18 protein-coding genes are annotated in these 16,577 nt (G+C 65.4%); 14 read left to right on the top strand and 4 right to left on the bottom strand.

The genetic code is table 11. The features are described from left to right. The first annotated feature begins 37 nt into the window (after window positions 1-37). The 7 genes from LGT36_RS03135 to LGT36_RS03105 all read left to right on the top strand — a co-directional run bounded on the left by LGT36_RS03135 (window position 38) and on the right by LGT36_RS03105 (window position 6,852). Window positions 38-346, top strand: a complete 309-nt coding sequence (locus tag LGT36_RS03135; RefSeq protein ID WP_226094897.1) for a DUF2249 domain-containing protein — start codon at window positions 38-40, stop codon at window positions 344-346. Window positions 347-370: 24 nt separating this feature from the next. Continuing rightward, complete coding sequence (locus LGT36_RS03130) at window positions 371-868, top strand: molybdenum cofactor biosynthesis protein B (protein ID WP_226094896.1); 498 nt, start codon at window positions 371-373, stop codon at window positions 866-868. Continuing rightward, entirely contained in the window at window positions 868-1,287 is a 420-nt protein-coding gene (locus LGT36_RS03125; protein ID WP_226094895.1) for a molybdenum cofactor biosynthesis protein MoaE, read from the top strand. The genes LGT36_RS03130 and LGT36_RS03125 overlap by 1 nt, the downstream gene beginning before the upstream one ends. After that, complete coding sequence (moaA, locus tag LGT36_RS03120) at window positions 1,284-2,279, top strand: GTP 3',8-cyclase MoaA (protein WP_226094894.1); 996 nt, start codon at window positions 1,284-1,286, stop codon at window positions 2,277-2,279. The genes LGT36_RS03125 and moaA overlap by 4 nt, the downstream gene beginning before the upstream one ends. 443 nt (window positions 2,280-2,722) lie before the next feature. Then, on the top strand, window positions 2,723-4,048 hold the full coding sequence (locus LGT36_RS03115; RefSeq protein WP_248642030.1) for an IS21 family transposase: 1,326 nt from the start codon (window positions 2,723-2,725) through the stop codon (window positions 4,046-4,048). Next, window positions 4,045-4,884, top strand: coding sequence for an IS21-like element helper ATPase IstB (istB, locus tag LGT36_RS03110; RefSeq protein WP_248642028.1), 840 nt, complete (start codon window positions 4,045-4,047; stop codon window positions 4,882-4,884). Before LGT36_RS03115 ends, istB begins: the two co-directional genes overlap by 4 nt. Before the next feature lie 78 nt (window positions 4,885-4,962). Further along, on the top strand, window positions 4,963-6,852 hold the full coding sequence (locus LGT36_RS03105; RefSeq protein ID WP_226095645.1) for a DUF4365 domain-containing protein: 1,890 nt from the start codon (window positions 4,963-4,965) through the stop codon (window positions 6,850-6,852). Window positions 6,853-7,028: 176 nt separating this feature from the next. Here LGT36_RS03105 and LGT36_RS03100 read toward each other — a convergent pair whose 3' ends face one another. The 3 genes from LGT36_RS03100 to LGT36_RS03090 form a co-directional block, all read right to left on the bottom strand. Next, window positions 7,029-8,549, bottom strand: a complete 1,521-nt coding sequence (locus LGT36_RS03100) for a hypothetical protein (protein ID WP_226095646.1) — start codon at window positions 8,547-8,549, stop codon at window positions 7,029-7,031. Then, window positions 8,542-9,321 (bottom strand): hypothetical protein, encoded by a 780-nt coding sequence (locus tag LGT36_RS03095; protein ID WP_226095647.1) that lies wholly within the window; start codon window positions 9,319-9,321, stop codon window positions 8,542-8,544. The genes LGT36_RS03100 and LGT36_RS03095 overlap by 8 nt, the downstream gene beginning before the upstream one ends. A 169-nt stretch (window positions 9,322-9,490) precedes the next feature. Further along, window positions 9,491-10,072: a metalloregulator ArsR/SmtB family transcription factor gene (locus tag LGT36_RS03090; RefSeq protein ID WP_226095648.1), complete on the bottom strand. Its 582-nt coding sequence runs from the start codon at window positions 10,070-10,072 to the stop codon at window positions 9,491-9,493. 48 nt (window positions 10,073-10,120) lie between these two features. Here LGT36_RS03090 and LGT36_RS03085 point away from each other — a divergent pair, with 48 nt between their 5' ends. From LGT36_RS03085 to LGT36_RS03070, 4 genes are all read left to right on the top strand, one after another. Then, window positions 10,121-11,530, top strand: a complete 1,410-nt coding sequence (locus tag LGT36_RS03085; RefSeq protein ID WP_226095649.1) for a hypothetical protein — start codon at window positions 10,121-10,123, stop codon at window positions 11,528-11,530. Then, the gene (locus tag LGT36_RS03080; RefSeq protein ID WP_226095650.1) at window positions 11,527-13,026 is read left to right on the top strand and encodes a multicopper oxidase domain-containing protein; all 1,500 of its coding nucleotides are present in this window, start codon (window positions 11,527-11,529) and stop codon (window positions 13,024-13,026) included. The genes LGT36_RS03085 and LGT36_RS03080 overlap by 4 nt, the downstream gene beginning before the upstream one ends. 156 nt (window positions 13,027-13,182) lie before the next feature. Then, complete coding sequence (locus LGT36_RS03075; protein WP_226095651.1) at window positions 13,183-13,461, top strand: type II toxin-antitoxin system RelE/ParE family toxin; 279 nt, start codon at window positions 13,183-13,185, stop codon at window positions 13,459-13,461. Next, window positions 13,461-13,766: a HigA family addiction module antitoxin gene (locus LGT36_RS03070; protein WP_226095652.1), complete on the top strand. Its 306-nt coding sequence runs from the start codon at window positions 13,461-13,463 to the stop codon at window positions 13,764-13,766. Before LGT36_RS03075 ends, LGT36_RS03070 begins: the two co-directional genes overlap by 1 nt. A 145-nt stretch (window positions 13,767-13,911) precedes the next feature. Here LGT36_RS03070 and LGT36_RS03065 read toward each other — a convergent pair whose 3' ends face one another. Then, window positions 13,912-14,265, bottom strand: coding sequence for a DUF4288 domain-containing protein (locus LGT36_RS03065; protein ID WP_226095653.1), 354 nt, complete (start codon window positions 14,263-14,265; stop codon window positions 13,912-13,914). A gap of 231 nt (window positions 14,266-14,496) precedes the next feature. On the opposite strand from LGT36_RS03065, the gene LGT36_RS03060 reads away from it, so the two are divergent. From LGT36_RS03060 to LGT36_RS03050, 3 genes are all read left to right on the top strand, one after another. Continuing rightward, the gene (locus LGT36_RS03060) at window positions 14,497-14,913 is read left to right on the top strand and encodes a hypothetical protein (RefSeq protein WP_226095654.1); all 417 of its coding nucleotides are present in this window, start codon (window positions 14,497-14,499) and stop codon (window positions 14,911-14,913) included. A gap of 148 nt (window positions 14,914-15,061) precedes the next feature. Next, on the top strand, window positions 15,062-15,652 hold the full coding sequence (locus LGT36_RS03055) for a hypothetical protein (RefSeq protein WP_226095655.1): 591 nt from the start codon (window positions 15,062-15,064) through the stop codon (window positions 15,650-15,652). 271 nt (window positions 15,653-15,923) lie between these two features. Beyond that, window positions 15,924-16,481, top strand: coding sequence for a hypothetical protein (locus LGT36_RS03050; RefSeq protein WP_226095656.1), 558 nt, complete (start codon window positions 15,924-15,926; stop codon window positions 16,479-16,481). Window positions 16,482-16,577: the final 96 nt, after the last annotated feature.

The raw sequence follows: 16,577 nt of genomic DNA, 5'->3' as shown, positions 1-16,577 counted from the left end.
GTCCCCATCCCCTACCCACCCCACATCTAGGAGAATCATGACTTCCGACCTTGGAATGCCCGGCAACAACCACCCTCACACCTGCACCTGCGGGGAGAACAACTCCGCGACCCTGCCGGTGCTGGTCGCCTCTGAGATCCCTCACGAGATCCGCCACGCCGCCATCTTTGGCGCGCTGGAGGGTTCCGCGCAGGGAATCGAACTGGTCGCGCCGCACGATCCGTTGCCGCTGCTCGCGCAGATCGAGGACCGCTGGCCCGGCATCTACGAGGTGGAATACGCCGAGCGTGACACCGCCTGGAGGCTGCTGATCAAGCGTCGCGCTGAGGCCGCAATCGGCGCGTAACACGCGTCTTCTTACACTGACACCATGTCCCCCACTCTCGCTGGCGTCGTTGTTGCCGTGGTGACGGTCTCTGACCGTTCGTCACGCGGCGAGCGCGCCGACGCGTCGGGCCCCGTGCTCGCCGACGCCTTGCGTGAGTTGGGGGCGTCGGTGGTCACGTCCGTGGTCCCCGACGGCGCCGACGAGGTGGAACGGGTGATTCTCGCGGCCGTCGCCGAGGGCGCCCGCGTGGTGGTGACCACGGGCGGCACGGGCATCGGCCCGCGCGACCTCACGCCAGAGGGAACGGCGCGCGTTCTTGCACGGCTGTTGCCCGGTCTTGCGGAGCGCTTGCGGGCGGTGGACGCCGACGCTGTGCCTGGCGCGGTCTTATCGCGCGGCCTTGCGGGGCTCACCGGTAGGGACCGTCCGGCGATCGTGGTGAACGTGGCCGGGTCAACGGGCGCGGCGCGCTCTGCCGCTGGTGTGCTGGCTGCCGTGTTGCCGCACGCCCTCGCGCAACTGGACGGGGAGGATCACTGATGCCCGCCATCGCCGCGCTGTCTTCTTTGCCCTTGTCTCTCGACGCTCACGTGGCGGCCGTGGCCGACCCCACCCACGGCGCGGTGGCGACGTTTGTGGGGCTGGTGCGCGATCACGATCCGAGCGTTGAGGGCGAGGTGACGCACCTCGAGTACTCGGCTCACCCTGACGCCGCCGCCACTCTTGAGCGTGTGGTGGCCGAGGTGGAGGCACGCCATGATGCCGTGTTGGCGCTCACGCATCGCGTGGGGCTGCTGGGCGTGGGCGAACCCGCGATTGTGGCTGCCGCGGCGTCGGCGCATCGGGCGGAGGCGTTTGCCGCCTGCCGGGACGCGGTGGAGCGCGTCAAGGCGGAGCTTCCGGTGTGGAAGCGCGAAATCCTGTCCGACGGTTCGCACACCTGGGTGGGGATCACATGACTGAACTTGTTGACCGCTACGGGCGCGTGCACCGGGATCTGCGGATCTCGCTGACGGACCGCTGCTCGCTGCGCTGTACGTACTGCATGCCGGCGGAGGGCGTGCCGTGGCTCAAGGGGCCCACGCTGCTGAGTACGGAGGAGCTGGTCCGCCTGGCCAGCGTGGCCGTGGGGCTGGGCGTGCGCGAGGTGCGGCTCACGGGCGGCGAGCCGCTGCTGCGGCCCGACGTGGTGGACGTGGTGCGTGCGCTGGCCGCCATCGAGACCCCTGATGGGCCGCTGGACCTGTCGCTCACCACGAACGCGCTGCGCCTTCCGGCGTTGGCGGCGCCGCTGCGTGATGCGGGGCTGGACCGCGTCAACATCTCGATCGACACGCTGCAGCGGGCGCGGTTCATCGACCTGACGCGCCGCGACCGACTCGCGGACACGCTGGCGGGCATCGAGGCGGCCAGGGTGGTGGGCTTCTCCCCCATCAAGCTCAACGCGCTCATCATGCGCGGAGTCAATGACGACGAGGTCGCTGACCTGGTCTCCTTTGCTGTGGAACGCGGGCTTGAGATGCGGTTCATCGAGCACATGCCGCTGGACGGCGGGCACACGTGGCGGCGCGAGGAGATGGTGACGGCGGAGGAGATCCTTGCCGCTGTTGCGACGCGGTTCACGCTGGAGCCGCTGGGTCACGACGGCTCCGCGCCTGCGGAGAAGTTCCGCATCAAGGGGACGGACGCCACCGTCGGCGTGATCGCCTCGGTGACGCGCAAGTTCTGCGACCGCTGCGACCGCGTGCGGTTGACCGCCGATGGCCAGTTCCGCAACTGCCTGTTCTCCCACGAGGAGTCGGACCTGCGCACCCTGATGCGCGACGGCGCGGATGATGACCGGCTGGCGGAGGCGATGATCGCATGCGTGGCGCGCAAGCTCCCTGGGCATGGGATCGACGACCCGAGCTTTGTGCAGCCGAGCCGGCCGATGAGCGCTATCGGGGGTTAGTCGCAGGGGGTGTTGGCGCACCGGTGTGCACTCGCCGCCCGGCCTTTCGACGTCTTTACCCAAGGACGTGACTCACCTACACCTCGATTGCATCCATGCAGTTCAAGTACTCGAACGCGCGCAGTCACCTCTGTACCCAAACAGTTCAACGAGGTCGCCGACAATCTCGTCAAGAAAATGGGCGCGGTGCGGAGTTAGGCGACACCTGATCTGAGCCCGCCGTCAGAGACGTGCCATAGCATGGCGGTGACGGCAATGGTTCTTGACGACGGGTTCTGGAGTAGGCGATACATGCGGCTGGGCACAGTGACGGCGCTCACTGAAATTCCTCAGTTCTGCTCACTGAAATTCCCCACTCCGGGTCGCTTCCGCACATAGAAGCGGGCCTTCCTCGATGCTGATGGTCTTCGACCACACACCAGCTCGAGAAAGGCCCTGCTCCTATGCTTTCAGAGGAGGACGACGTGGACATCCACGCGCTCAAACGCCAGGGGATGACGATCAGTGAGATCGCCCGGCGCACCGATCACGACCGCAAGACAATCCGCGCCTATCTGGCTGGCCAACGCACCCCAGGAGTGCGTCACCGTGCCGCCCCGGATCTGTTCGACGCGTTCATCGCCTACGTCACCGCCCGTCTGAGCGAGGACCCGCATCTGTGGGCGGTGACGCTGCTGGACGAGCTCGTGCCACTGGGCTTCGAAGGGTCGTATCAGACCTTGACTCGCCAGATCCGGGACCGGAGTTTGCGGCCGGCCTGCACGGCCTGCGCGCATGTGACCAAGCGGCCCAACGCGATCATCGTCCACCCGCCGGGTGAGGAGACGCAGTTCGACTGGGTCGAGTTGCCCGACGCCCCGGCCGACTGGGCGTTCCCAACCAAACGCGCCTACGTCCTCGTGGGTTCGCTCGCGCACTCGGGGGTTTGGCGGGCGGTGATCTCCCCGTCGATGGACCTGCCCCACCTGCTGGCCGCGATGACGGTGCTGCTGGGCCTGCTGGGCGGCGTGACGAAGACGTGGCGGTTCGACCGGATGAGCACCGTGCTGAAGGCGGGGACGAGTGATCTGACACCAATGTTCGCCGCGTTCTCCAAGCACCACGCGGTCAGCGTCGTCGCTTGCCGGCCCCGGTCGGGCAACCGCAAGGGCGTGGTCGAGAAGAACAACCACACCGCCGCCCAGCGTTGGTGGCGCAACCTTGCGGACGATGTCACCCTTGAGCAAGCGCAGCAACGCCTGACCGCGTTCGCCCAAGGGCAGGACGGTCGACGCCGTGAGGGACGCGACGGGTCCACGACGGCCGCAGTCATGTTCGCTGCGGAACGGCTGAGCCCGTTGCCACCGATGCTGTTCCCGGTGGTGGTGACCGAGGAGCGCACCGCGACACGGCAGGCGCTGATCGATTGGCGCGGGAACCGGTACTCGGTCCCGCCGGAACTGGCTGCGGCCCGCGTCATCGTCCATCAACGCCTCGGTGCGGCCACCATCGATATCGGGACCATCTCCGGCGTGGTGCTGGCACGGCACCAGGTTGCCGAGCCGGGGCTGGGGGTCACGATCCGCGACAGCAGACACGTCACCGCCCTGGAGACCATCGCCCTGGCCGCTGCGCCTCCAGGCCGCCCGCACCGGAAGAAGGAACGCATCCCACCGGGCACCGCGGCCCGCCGCGCCGCCATGGCGCTCACTAGCGCCACCGAACCCACCACCGTGATCAGCCTGGCCGCCTACGAGACGGCCGCGAAGAACAGGAACACCCTCCAATGAACACACCACTCACCACCGCTTCCACCCTGACGGCGACGACGGCCGCGACGCCGGCGAGCGTGTTTCAGCAACTACGCGGCCACCTCACCGAACTGAAACTCGACGACGCCGCCGACGCCCTGCCCCGCGTCCTGGACCAAGCCCAAGCCGAGGGCTGGTCGCTGACTCACACCCTCGAGCGCCTGCTCGCCATCGAGGTCACCGCGACCGACGCCAGACGCCTGGCCGGCCGGTTCCGCTTCGCGAACCTACCCACCGGTGCGACCCTTGCCGACTTCGACCTCGACGCCGCCTCCGGCATCGACAGCAACCTCCTGACCGAGCTTGGCACCTGCCGCTACCTCGACACCGCAACCAACGTGCTCCTGATCGGCCCTCCCGGAGTCGGGAAAACCCACATCGCGACCGGCCTCGGCCATGCGGCTGTGACGGCCGGTTATCGCACCTACTTCACCTCCGCCGCCGACCTCGCCGCCCGCTGCCACCGCGCCGCGATCGAGGGCAAATGGGGCACCATGATGCGGTTCTTCGCCGGACCCACACTGCTCGTGATCGACGAGCTGGGCTACCTGCCGTTGCCCGCCGAGGCCGCGTCAGCACTGTTCCAGGTCATCAACCAGCGTTACCTGAAAACGTCGATCGTGATCACCACGAACCGGCCCGTCGGCGCCTGGGGCGAGATCCTCGGCGACACCACCGTCGCCGCCGCGATGCTCGACCGACTCCTACACCGATCCGTCGTCGTCACCCTCGACGGAGGCTCCTACCGGCTCCGCAACCACGCCGCCGCAGCCGACGAACTACGCCGCGTCACAACCGGCACAAACTTCCGCTAACCTGACCCCGCGACCTGGGGAACTTCGCCGAGCAAGACTGGGGAATTTCGCTGAGCGCCGTCAACAGACAACTACGCCTTGCGCGCGGCCGATGTTCCGGCATTCCCAAAGCGCTCTCGATCACACGTACTTGAAGACGCGAGTCGTGACAGGTTCCGCAGCCTGGTGCACGAGACGGGAGCCATGGCGACTGATCGTCGCGAGCACGATTACGGCATCGACGTTGACGTCGAAATCACTTCAAACGGCCAGTTGACTGGTTTGGGATTCGCGGTTCAACTCAAAGCCACGAGTGAAGTTAAGTCCGGACCTCAAGTCCGCATTCGGGTCGAGACTCTCAACTACTGGCGAGCGTTGGATCAGCTTGTGCTGCTAGTGCTCTGGGATGCGAGCTCGGACACGTTCTGGTGCCGCTGGGCCCATCGCATCGACCCGTATAGGAACAAGCCCGGGCAGAAGACTATGACGGTCACATTCACCGCTGACGACCAACTCTCGGCCGCCGCGTGGAGCCAACTTGAAGCCGAAGTCGCCGCCGCACGGGAACTGAAGCGCGGGTACGCACAGTTCCCCTTGCGCGTGAGGTTGCGCGCGCAAGGGAGCGTAGGTGGGAACTCAGCTGGGCAGATCAAGGTGAAGGCGCTTCGGGCGCTGCGGGTATTCGATGCCCTCGTCGACGCTGACGCCACTGAAGTGCCGCATGTCGACGTGCGGATCGCTCGGGACGAGATCCACTTTCAGCCGCCAGGGCGTGCAGGAGGCGTGCTTCACTACGGTACTGGTCGCGGCGGCGCGAGCATTGCCCCCGATCGATTGGTGTCCGACATATGCCTCGCGATCGCGCACGAACTCGACGCACTTGGCTATCACGACGCCTCAACTCCGCTTGTCCTTGGTCATTGGCGACAGAGCACCATGGCGTATCAGGGACTCCACGGCTTCGCTGTGCGGACACTAGCCGCGTACGGGTCCATAGATGACGCGATCAGTCTGGCGAAAGACGTGGACGACAGCCCCGACGCCGTCGGGCCCGTGAGTCTCGTGGCGCTAAGTTTGATGCCCGGAGCGTTCGCGTGGCGGGATCGCCTGGCCGAAGAGATCCGGCAGTGGGTAATGCGTCGGCATCGCGATGCCTCACCGGAAGTGGTACGAATCGCGCTCGACCGCGCCCGCCAACTCGTTGCCTCGGAAGACCATGATCGTGCATACGAGTTGGCTCTGTATGCAGAGGATCTTGACTCCACCCTGGCGGACGACCCCCATTGGCAACGCCAGATTGCAGGCCACGCTTTCCTCTCTAGTCGGTACAGCGATGCGGCGGCACGCTATGAAATTGCCGTCGAGGCTGGAGATCTCAGCGCCTCGGCGCTCTTGGGCGACGCGTTGCTCTGGTCGGGAAGATATCTCGAGGCCGCCGAAATATGGAAAGCGGACAACAGCCTCGAAGGCGAGTATCGCGCCAAGGCCCGTTGCTTCGAACCTCTGCGCGGTGCCCTGGAAATCGCCGAGCAAGCCCGCGACTCTTTCGAAGCTGAGATGACGTGGGCTCCGGGAGAGCACTCTTGGACGACCTGCGTGAAAGCGCTGCGTCACGACATGCTCTTCGCGCCAGCCCTGAGCTGGCTCGCGGACCAACTCCTGTCACCCGAGCTCTTCGACGGCGAACCCCAACCTGAAAGCGACTCCGAGCCGGAAGGTGTGATCGACGCGCTTCGGGGGTTCGAGTACCACGTGGCGGTGTGCGCCGCGTTGGCCTACCCCACGCTGCCGGGACTCTGGCAGCGGGTCATTCTCATAGCACCGCTCGGCGACGCGACTCTCTACCGTGACGTTGTCATGGTCGCGAATCGAATGTGTGGCGCAGAGATCATCGACTTTCTCTACGAGCAGGAACTGAATGCGGACGCAGAAATGGTCGCGGAGATCTTCGCCGACTATGGAGTCGACCGGAAGCCCGGGTCCGAGTAGCTCGGTAGTCCCGTCCTCATGATTGTGAAGGCGGGATACCTCCCGCTGCGGCTGCCCTCCAACCGCGCTGCGCAGCGCGGCCCGTCGGTCAGGTCAAGTCGTCACCAACTCTTGCATCAGACCCCCGGGCCTCTTCTCGTCCGTGGAGTTCAGGGTGAAGTTCCATCCAACCCATGTCAGAAGAGTGCGAACTCGGTCTCAGCAGGCTCACCAAAGCGTCCGATCAACGAGGATGCCCTGACCGCATCAAAGGGAAGGCGATACTCATCCGCCAGCGCCGCCGCATGCGTAACGACCGACTCCGCGTCCACGGGAAGCCGGTTGATGTCTAACCTGGAGAGGAGCTTCTTGGTGATGGGGCGCTTGGAATCCCAGAAGACCAGCGACTCAATCAGAGCGATACATTGGGGGCTATTCAGGACCGATGCCACAACGACTGCCTCCGTTGGGTCCTCGAACGGCAAGAGGTAGCACGTGTCGTCCAGGACCACCGGTTGGTCATTGAGCGGGGTAACCAGCCTGAAAGTTGGCTGCTTATGAAGCCCGGAGATTGCGATCTTGTACGGGGCAAATGTGTAAGGGCCGTGACCGAAGACAGAGAACCGGGGACGGTTTCGATAGATCGATGACTTGCGACCGTCAATTGCGGCTGCGTTCGACTCCAGGTAGTTCCAAAGATTTGGCGCGGTCACTGCGAGATGGTTAGTGGGTGCCCCGAACTCCATCTGAGGCACGATCACCCACTTGGTGTGCTCACGATGCCGACCGCGGAAGATGTCGGTGCACTTGAGCAGAGGGAAGACGTACTCAGGTTCGAGATCGAGCTGCTGGCCAGCCTTCGTCGCTGGCTGCGGGGTTGCGACGAGCTCGAATACGCTTGAGGCATCGTGCTTCAAGCCCGATCTCCAAACGTAGGGCGACTTGCCGTCGGCCTCTCGCACGGCAATATACTTGTCCACGTCGGCAACGAGAAGTGAATCGACGACACCGAACCGACCAATTGACGCCGCATCAGGCGTGAAGACGTCATCGTGGATCGCTACCGTGTAGTCCGGCTCGACGGCAGGATTCACTTCGATGGTGAACCAGCACGCGTCTACCGCGGCATCGAACCAGCGCATCGCATCGATCCGATAGACCTTAGCATCGGCTATTGGCAGCGCGATGCTCGCGGCATAATCGATCACATTGCGCGCTACGTGCGTCTTGCACAGCATCCCGAGAACAAACGCCTGGCTTGAGAACTCGCGAAGAGCCTTCAAGATGATGTACTCGCATACGTCAAAGTTCGATGAGCCGAGCAGTGCGTCCAGTCCCTTGACCTTCTTAATGTTCTCCTTCGCGGGAACGTTCTCAGAGTCCATCCGCTTCAGTTCCGCAGCAGTGACCCAGGGTGGGTTCCCAATGACGAACAATGGACCGTCGGTCTCCCAATCTGCCGCGTCGGGCAGCGCGAACTGGAAAACGTTAGCTGTAGTGACCTTGCCCCAAAGGGAGGCCTCGGCAGCGTACTCTGCATTGATCTCGACGCCGAAACGCTCCGACGCCGGGGCGACCTTAGCTGCCGCTTCAAGAAAGGCCCCGACGCCACAAGTGGGCTCGAATACGCGAGCGTTCTCGGGAAGCCCGAGAACCTTGAGGCACTGCGTCGCCAGGCCAAGAGGCGTCTGGAAGTCACCGAATTCGTTGTTAGGCACGAAGGTCCTCAACCTCCGGAGCGATGGTCTTTGCGGTCGCAGTGCTAATGGCCCGGCTGTACTGAAGTCGCCATTGAAGCGCATTCGAGATGGTCAGCACACCCTGCTCGGGGATGTCATCGATCAATCGCTCAGCGAGCTGGCGTCGGCTAACCTCGTCTAGAGGGATGTTCTTGTCTTGTAGCAGCGCATCGAGATCGTCGATGATCGCGTCTCGTGCGTCGGTCTCGCCGTTGGCGATGATCTCGCGGATCGTCTTAGTTAACGTGTAGTCGCTGGTGCGGGTCTTGTCGATATAGATGACGTTCTCAATGTCGAGGTACGCCGCTTGCTCGGTTGCTTCGTCCCGCTTGACGTAGACGATGACCAACAAGCTGTAACCAAGGCCATAGATCTTCTGCGTGGCGGCGCGATACGGAGACGACGACTGAGGCTGCTTCTTGGATGTCACCTTCAGATCAAGATTCAGCGAGGGGAAATCGAGACCGTTGGCAGCGTTGCCGACGGCCAGGTCGTAGCGATCCTGCAGATGTTCCTTGAACATTGCTTCGACTTTGGTGCCCACGGCCTTGCCGTCTGTCGCACCGTAAAGGCTTGGAAGAGGAGTTTGGGTGAGTTCGGTAGCGAACTCCTTCGCGGCTGTCCTGAACAGTGCAAGAGTCAACGAAGGGAGCGCGGTTTCTCCGTGAGCACCCGACTCTTCGGCAGTTACCGGAGCCCCTAGATCAGTTGATTTCAGCAGCTCCTCAACGGGCTCGATCGCGTCGCTCAAGTCTTGCTCCAGAGGTTGTATTGTGACGGAACTCGATCAGGGTAGCGAGCACCGAGGTACGTCGTGCGTGTCATCTGATGTTGCCACAAGAATGAACGCCACCCGTTCAGTGCGGCCTCGGTGTGGCTCGCGTCAGGCGACGGGTACTGCAGTAGCGCCCCTGTCGCGACTAGGCAATCGCAAGTCTGCAAATATCGCCCTGGAACGGTCTGAGTTCCACTGACGCGCCCGCTCGCCGCGCAATTCCCACCGCCAGCCCCCTGTGCACCCCGCACACCACCTCCGGGTGGCGGCGCGCGTCCTCGAGGAACGGACACGCCTGGAGCGCGAGACCGCCTTCAATCGACGCGGGCGCGAATCCCAGTTCCGTGAACACCGCCGCGAGTGCGGCCACTGGATCGAGACCTTCAACATCCAGACCCTCCGCCCACCGCTCCCCCGCGCGTTGCGCGCGCTCCGCCACCGCACCATCCCCAGCAGCAGCGTCGGCAAGCGCCGCGAGCATCCCCGCCCGAGCGTCGGGCACGCGAACCGCCTGGTAGACCATGCGCGGCCGGCCGCGGCCCCTGGAAGGAATGGCATGGCCCGCAACAAGACCGTCGGCCGCCAACCGGTCCAGGTGAAACCGCACCGTGGTGACGTGCAGACCGAGGCGCGAGCCAAGCTCGGCGGCCGTCACCCCAGCACCCGCGTCGCGCATCGCCGCGAGCACCCGCCCAGCGCCGGGACGTGCGTCCTCATCGATCCTCATGATTAAAGAGTAGCCTTATCCTCTCAAATCAACTGGGACGGAGGGCTTATGGCCGCGCAGAACACCGAACAGCGCCCCACGAAGGAACGCCCCACCAAGGAACGCGCCACGACAGGACGCCCTCGCTCACGCCGCCCGCGCACCGACCGCCTCACCACCATCTGGATGCTGCTCGCCCTGGCCGCCGCCGTCACCGCGATCGCCACCCGCGACGCCCTGCCGCAGACCTGGTGGACCACCATCCACCTGGTCACGCTGGGCGTGCTCACCAACGCGATCCTGCAGTGGAGCTGGTACTTCGCGCGCGGACTGCTGCGCCTGCCGCCCAACGACCAGCGCTCGGGCCGCGACGCCCTCATCCGCTCGCTCGCCTTCAACGCCAGCCTGGTGGCACTCATCGCGGGCATGTGGATCGGCACCCCCGCGCTGGTCATCGCCTTCGCCGCGGCGCTGGGCGCCGTGGTCGCGTGGCACGGCCTTGCCATCCTGCTGGCCGCCAAGCACGCGCTCGGCGGGCGCCACGCCCCGCTGCTCCGCTTCTACGTGGCCGCCTCCGCGATGTTCGTGATCGGCTGCACCATCGCGGGCTTCCTCACCGTCGCCCTGCTGGACCCCAGCGCCCCCGCGTGGCTACTCGACGCGCGCGACGGCCTCACGCTCGCCCACTCCATCACCATGGTGGGCGGCTGGCTGGGCCTCACCATCGCCGGCACCCTCGTCACACTCGGCCCCACGGTGCTGCGCACGCGCATGGAAGGCGACGCCTCGGCCACCGCCGTGCGCGGCCTGCCCTGGCTCGCGGCCGCCGTCGCGGGAGCAGGCACCACCGCCGCGCTCGGATGGATGCCCGCCACGGGCGCGCTGCTCGCCGCCTACGCCGTGGGGCTCGGCGTGTGGATCGGCCTGCCGCTGGCCCGCGTCATGATCGCCAAGGGCCCGCGCGAGCACGCCGCCTGGACGCTCGTGGGCGGCATCGCCTGGACCGGCGCCGGGCTGCTGATCATCGCTGCCCTCATCGCCCGCGCCGAGGACCCGACCTCCGCCCGCGACGCCGTCATGGCCTGGATCCCCGTCATCGGCGTCGCCGGCCCCGCCCAGATCTTTGTGGGTGCCCTGACCTACCTGCTGCCCGTGGTGGTGGGCGGCGGCGCCGCAACCGTGCGCGTGGGCATCGCGGCGCTCGAGACCGCCTCCACCGCGCGCCTCACCGTGCGGACCGTCAGCATCGCGTTGCTGGTCGCGACCACCGGGATTGGCGCCGACGCCCGCTGGGCCTGGTGGGCAGCCGTCGCCGCGACCTTTGCCGCAGACATCGTCCTCATGGCCGTCGCCGGTGCCCGCCAAGCCAAGGCCAGGCGCGCGGCAGGTGGCGCCGTCCCGCTCGCTGCACCCATCGTCGTCGCCCCAGGCGGCAGCGCTCCGCAAAGCCCCGAGACCAACCCCAGGAGCCTCCTGTGACCCTCACGCCACCCGCGTCTCCCCCACCAGCCGACGCCACCGTCGGCGCCCCCATCGTGCCTGCGCCCGTCATCCCCAGGCGGGCGCAGGCACTCATCGCGGTGCTCGCCGTGGGCGTCATCACGTTCGGCGCCATGGTGCTGGCCGACCCCGCCCGCACGGAGGCCGCCACCGCGCCTGGGCTGGCTGCCGCCGTCGAGCCCACCGGCAACACCACCGAGGTCACCGTTGGCGTCGACGGCATGTCCTTCACCCCCGACACCATCGAGGTGCCCGCGGGCGACCGCCTGCTCATCACCTTCGACAACACCGGCGACCAGCGCCACGACCTGGTGCTCGCGAACGGCACCGAGACCGGCTCCATCGCGCCGGGCGACACGGCCGTGCTTGATGCCGGCGTGATCGGCTCCAGCATGGAGGGCTGGTGCTCGCTCGCCGGGCATCGCGCCATGGGCATGGAGCTTGACGTCGTCGCTTTGGGTGCCGCTGGCGCTTCGGACGACGCTGGGACAACGGACGACGCCGCGGCCGCGCCGCGCGATATGCCAGGCATGATGTCCGGTGATGGCTCGACGGGGCCTGAAGTCGCTGCACCGTCGATGGTGGACCTGCTGGCCGCCGCCAAGGACGCCGAGCCCATGCCAGCCGAACTCCAGCCCCTCACCGACGAGACCCTCCGCGAGTACACCTTCACCGTCACCGAGTCCACGGAGACGGTCGCGGACGGTGTGACGCGCGCGATCTGGACCTACAACGGCACGTCGCCGGGCCCCACCCTGCACGGACGCGTCGGCGACACCTTCCGCATCACCTTGGTGAACGCGGGCACGATGGGCCACTCGATCGACTTCCACGCGGGCGAGTTGGCTCCGGACGGCCCGATGCGCACCATCGAACCTGGCGAATCGCTCGTGTATGAGTTCACGGCCGGGCGCGCGGGCATCTGGATGTATCACTGCGGCACCATGCCGATGACGCAGCACATCGCGAACGGCATGTTCGGCGCCGTGGTGATCGAGCCCGACGGCCTGGAGCCGGTGGACCGCCAATACGTGCTGATCCAGTCGGAGATGTACCTGGGAAGCGAGGGCGGCACCACGTCCCCCACCAAGGCCGCCGCGGTGCAGCCCGACGTGGTCGCGTTCAACGGGCGGGCGTTCCAGTACGCGGCTCACCCGCTGACGGCCGTCGCCGGCGAGCGGGTGCGCATGTGGGTGCTCGATGCGGGCCCCAACGCGGACCTCTCATTCCACGTGGTGGGCACCCAGTTCGACACGGTGTGGAACGAGGGCTCCTACTCCGTCTATCGCGGCGCCTCGACCGACGGGATCACGCAGGGCGTGACCGGCGCCCAGGTGCTGCCGCTGCTCGCGGCGCAGGGCGGCTTCGTGGAGTTCGTGCCGCCGGAGGCCGGGCACTACGCGATCGTGAACCACAAGATGAGCCTGGCGGAGAAGGGCGCTAAGGGCGTGCTTGAGGTCACGGCGGCGCCGTGACTCTGGGGGCGTGGCAGCTGCCCGGACGTTTTGTTGTCTTGTCATACCCGCGGTGGACGATAGGTCCATGACCGACCTACCAACTATTCGCCGCGCGAGCGTGCCGATGCACCCCTCTGTAATGTTGCGTATTGCGCAACACGCTACACTTGCTTCGTGATCAAGTCCTTCCAACACAAGGGCTTGCGCATGCTCTTCGAGAAAGGGAGCCACGCCGGCGTCCAACCTCACCATGCGAAGCGACTACGTCTGCAGCTCGCGGCGCTCGACACCGCGCAAGCTGTGGAGGATATGGACATCCCCGGCTTTGGACTCCACCCCCTGAAGGGCGCGATGGCTAACCGCTGGTCAGTAATGGTCAGCGGGAACTGGAGACTGACGTTCGAGTTCCGCGATGGGAACGCGTACGTCCTGGACTACGAGGACTACCACTGATGGATGCGCTGACTCCGATGCACAATCCCCCGCACCCGGGCGAGTTCATCACCGGTGTCTACCTCGAGCCCTTTGGTGTTACCGGACGGGCGCTCGCAAAGCACCTCGGCGTCGCGCCGTCGACGCTGAGCCGCGTCCTCAACGGCAGCAACCGAGTGAGCCCAGAGATGGCGCTCCGCCTGTCGAAGGCGCTCGGCCGCAGCGCCGAAAGTTGGTTGGCGATGCAGGACGCGCACGACCTGTGGGTCGCTCGCCAGAGCCTCGACCTGGAACGCATCGAGCCGCTGGGCCTAGGGGCCGCATAGTCTCGCAGGCTCGACACGGGTCGGCTTGGATGTGTCAGTTAGCGCGCCATGTCCCATGGATGCGCAGCATCACACCTCATTGAGCATCCCGCCAAGGCACCCATGGCCTGAGATGCTCTGAAGCAACTGACTGCGGGGCAGAGGCTCACGGTTCCGGCGATTCAGACACGTCGCCTTCATGCTCTGCGCCGGTGCGAAAGAACGTCTTAACGTACTCATCTGGCTCGAGCGTGGAGTCGCGCATCAATGAGAACACCTCGGCGCCATCACGCAACTCGTCGTACATCCAGTAACACTGAGCCATGCCAACGTAGGTGTCGTTCTCGAAGACTTCAACGTACTGCTCGGCCTCTTCTTCTGCCTTCGCAATCGCAGCTTCAGGCGAAGGAGCCTGCCATACGGTGATGCGTTCCTCATAGATGTAATGAGGTCTGTCGGGCGGACGACCTATGAAAACACACCGCACTGAGTACCAATTGAGTGCCGCGGCCTGCGTCATGCCTTCAATCTTGCTCGACCACGGCCCCAGACCACGCTTCCCACACCGCCTGCGCCCCGACGTGTCCGCGACTCGGTGCTGTCCCGCTCCCTGAGCACCGGGCGATGTCCAAGCGCGTTCTCCACGGGCGCCTTCCAGTGCTTCCGCTCGCGGCGGATCCGCGACAGGCCGGGTTGCCGGCGTCGGTAATGCCTCCGGAAGCGCGCCCTGGTGGATCGCTAGGCTGACAGAATGACCGCCGCGTCGCGAATCGCCGCCAAGATCAATAGGGCCATTCCACACATCAAGACGGGGTCTCTACGGGTATATGGGGACTTCTTCGGTCGACCGTACGACAACATTCACCGGGTTTGTTCAGCGCACACCTCCCCCGATCGGGCCACCCTGGTCTTGGTTTTCGACGGAGGGGAGACACTCGAGATACGGAACCCAACGTCGGCGTCCGTATCTGAGACCGAGTTCTCGATTGCTTCCGCGAGCGAAGTGCGATGGACTTGGTTCTACTATGGCCGTCCAAGGCTGCCGGAGAACCAATACTTCATCGAGCACGTGCGGTCAGACAATCGCGTATCAGTCGCGACGGATGCGGACTGGGCTGCATTCCCCTTCGACCCGTCGGTGAACCTGCCCGCCATGGAAATCCTCTGACAGCCACGGGCTCCATTCGCATCTGTACCCGCGTCGCCAACGGACGGCGCCAGGCGAAGAGCTAGCGTTGGCCACATGGCCACCACGAAGCGCCTCGCTGATCTCGGCTTGGAGACGCACGTCAACTCACCACGGACGGGGATGCGCCGTGACCGAAAGCACTGAAACCTCAGCACTGTTCGACGCAGTGGCGCTGTGGGAGGTCAGGGAATCTAGCGGGGCCGCTGCGGTCATTTCTGCGGCCGTGAACGCTGTTGTGGCAGGAGTTGACTCGCCGTCACTTTTCGAGGTCGCCGGATTCACGGGCAAGGAGTCTTACTGGACGATACGCCCGGTGGTGGAGGCCACGTTCGAGGAACTCAACATCCCCTATCCTGGGCCCGATCGCGATGAGATGCAGATCGCTGCAACACGCGTCATGGGCAAGCGCCTGCTCGACGGCGAACTCTCGGCCCGCGACTTGTGCGCCTGGGCACACTCAACTATCGGCCATGACGGAGCAGCGCGACTCCAACCACTTGTCGAACTCGATGACGCATACGACATCGAGGAGTACGCCGGCGCCGACGTGCAAGTTTTGGACGACGCGGCTCACGAGATGGCAATGAGTCTGCTTGCTGGCGACCCCCTGCCGGACCGACTCTGGCCCGAATTGGTCAATGGTTTCTCGGCGAGAGCCGCCACAGAGAGTCGGTTCCGATCGGCGATGCGTCGCATTCGCGCGCGTTTGAACCGCTAGTCGCTCCATCCTCCACTCCCGCTGCGAGGCGGCCATTCCCAACGCGAGCCGATCACCAACCGTTGCGTGGCGCCATCGGTTTCGGCCCGGCAGTGACCCTAGGGCTTGGACCAAGGCGCCCTCCAGCACGCACAAGCGAAGAGTTGAAATGGCGGCAGTCCGGCTTGCTTGCCTGAGTCGATCTGGTTCTGATGGCCGCCGGGCCAAGACCTCGTGTGGACGTCCCGATCAACGGGTGGTACTAAGCATCATGAGGGGAAGGGATGTCCGTATGTCTCGTGTCAAGCATGGCGCCATCGCTGTGAGCATCGCCCTCCTCTTGGCCGCGTGCTCTTCGCCAGGGTCCCCGGACTTCTGGGGCGCGACGTCGATCGACGGGCTCGAGGCCAATCAGCCGACCTCCGTGGCCGAACTGGTTGACCGCTCCGAGGTGGTCGTCCGGGGAGTTGTCACCGACATCGAGGAAGGGCCGATTGACAACCCCGCCTATGCCGGCGACGACTTCCCCATCGTCGCACTCGAGATCACGATCGCCGAGGTGGTCGAGGGCAGCTTCCCGGGCGACACCATCAAGGTCATCATGCCTCGCGAACCAACTGTGTCCGTGGCGTCCATGAAGTCGACGATGCCCAGCGAGGAAGTCCTCGTGTTCGTGGTGCACTCTGGCGTCGAGGACTACTACGCGACATTCTCCGACCTGTCGGTGGTCACCACCATCAACGACAATGTGCAAGCAGTGCTCGATCCCGTCGCGACCGAGGTCGTCACTCGCGGCACGGGCACGTGGGAGGACGTGGTCGACCTGGTGAAGGACGCAGCGCGCAACTGACAGCGGGAACACTGAGGAGTGCTCAGTCGCAGCGTCCGGGAACCACCGAGCGGTGTAACGTCGGTGATAGCCGAACGGGGGGGGCCGACTGCCATG

The organism is Demequina sp. TMPB413 (genome assembly GCF_020447105.2).
GTDB lineage: Bacteria > Actinomycetota > Actinomycetes > Actinomycetales > Demequinaceae > Demequina.
This window is presented reverse-complemented; position numbering and strand designations above follow the sequence as displayed.

What these genes read in the sequence shown, in the direction of transcription:
- LGT36_RS03135 (WP_226094897.1), top strand. Translation starts at nt 38, where the DNA reads ATGACTTCCGACCTTGGAATGCCCGGCAACAACCACCCTCACACCTGC.
- LGT36_RS03130 (WP_226094896.1), top strand. Translation starts at nt 371, where the DNA reads ATGTCCCCCACTCTCGCTGGCGTCGTTGTTGCCGTGGTGACGGTCTCT.
- LGT36_RS03125 (WP_226094895.1), top strand. Translation starts at nt 868, where the DNA reads ATGCCCGCCATCGCCGCGCTGTCTTCTTTGCCCTTGTCTCTCGACGCT.
- moaA (WP_226094894.1), top strand. Translation starts at nt 1,284, where the DNA reads ATGACTGAACTTGTTGACCGCTACGGGCGCGTGCACCGGGATCTGCGG.
- LGT36_RS03115 (WP_248642030.1), top strand. Translation starts at nt 2,723, where the DNA reads ATGCTTTCAGAGGAGGACGACGTGGACATCCACGCGCTCAAACGCCAG.
- istB (WP_248642028.1), top strand. Translation starts at nt 4,045, where the DNA reads ATGAACACACCACTCACCACCGCTTCCACCCTGACGGCGACGACGGCC.
- LGT36_RS03090 (WP_226095648.1), bottom strand. Translation starts at nt 10,072, where the DNA reads ATGAGGATCGATGAGGACGCACGTCCCGGCGCTGGGCGGGTGCTCGCG.
- LGT36_RS03085 (WP_226095649.1), top strand. Translation starts at nt 10,121, where the DNA reads ATGGCCGCGCAGAACACCGAACAGCGCCCCACGAAGGAACGCCCCACC.
- LGT36_RS03070 (WP_226095652.1), top strand. Translation starts at nt 13,461, where the DNA reads ATGGATGCGCTGACTCCGATGCACAATCCCCCGCACCCGGGCGAGTTC.
- LGT36_RS03065 (WP_226095653.1), bottom strand. Translation starts at nt 14,265, where the DNA reads ATGACGCAGGCCGCGGCACTCAATTGGTACTCAGTGCGGTGTGTTTTC.
- LGT36_RS03060 (WP_226095654.1), top strand. Translation starts at nt 14,497, where the DNA reads ATGACCGCCGCGTCGCGAATCGCCGCCAAGATCAATAGGGCCATTCCA.
- LGT36_RS03050 (WP_226095656.1), top strand. Translation starts at nt 15,924, where the DNA reads ATGTCTCGTGTCAAGCATGGCGCCATCGCTGTGAGCATCGCCCTCCTC.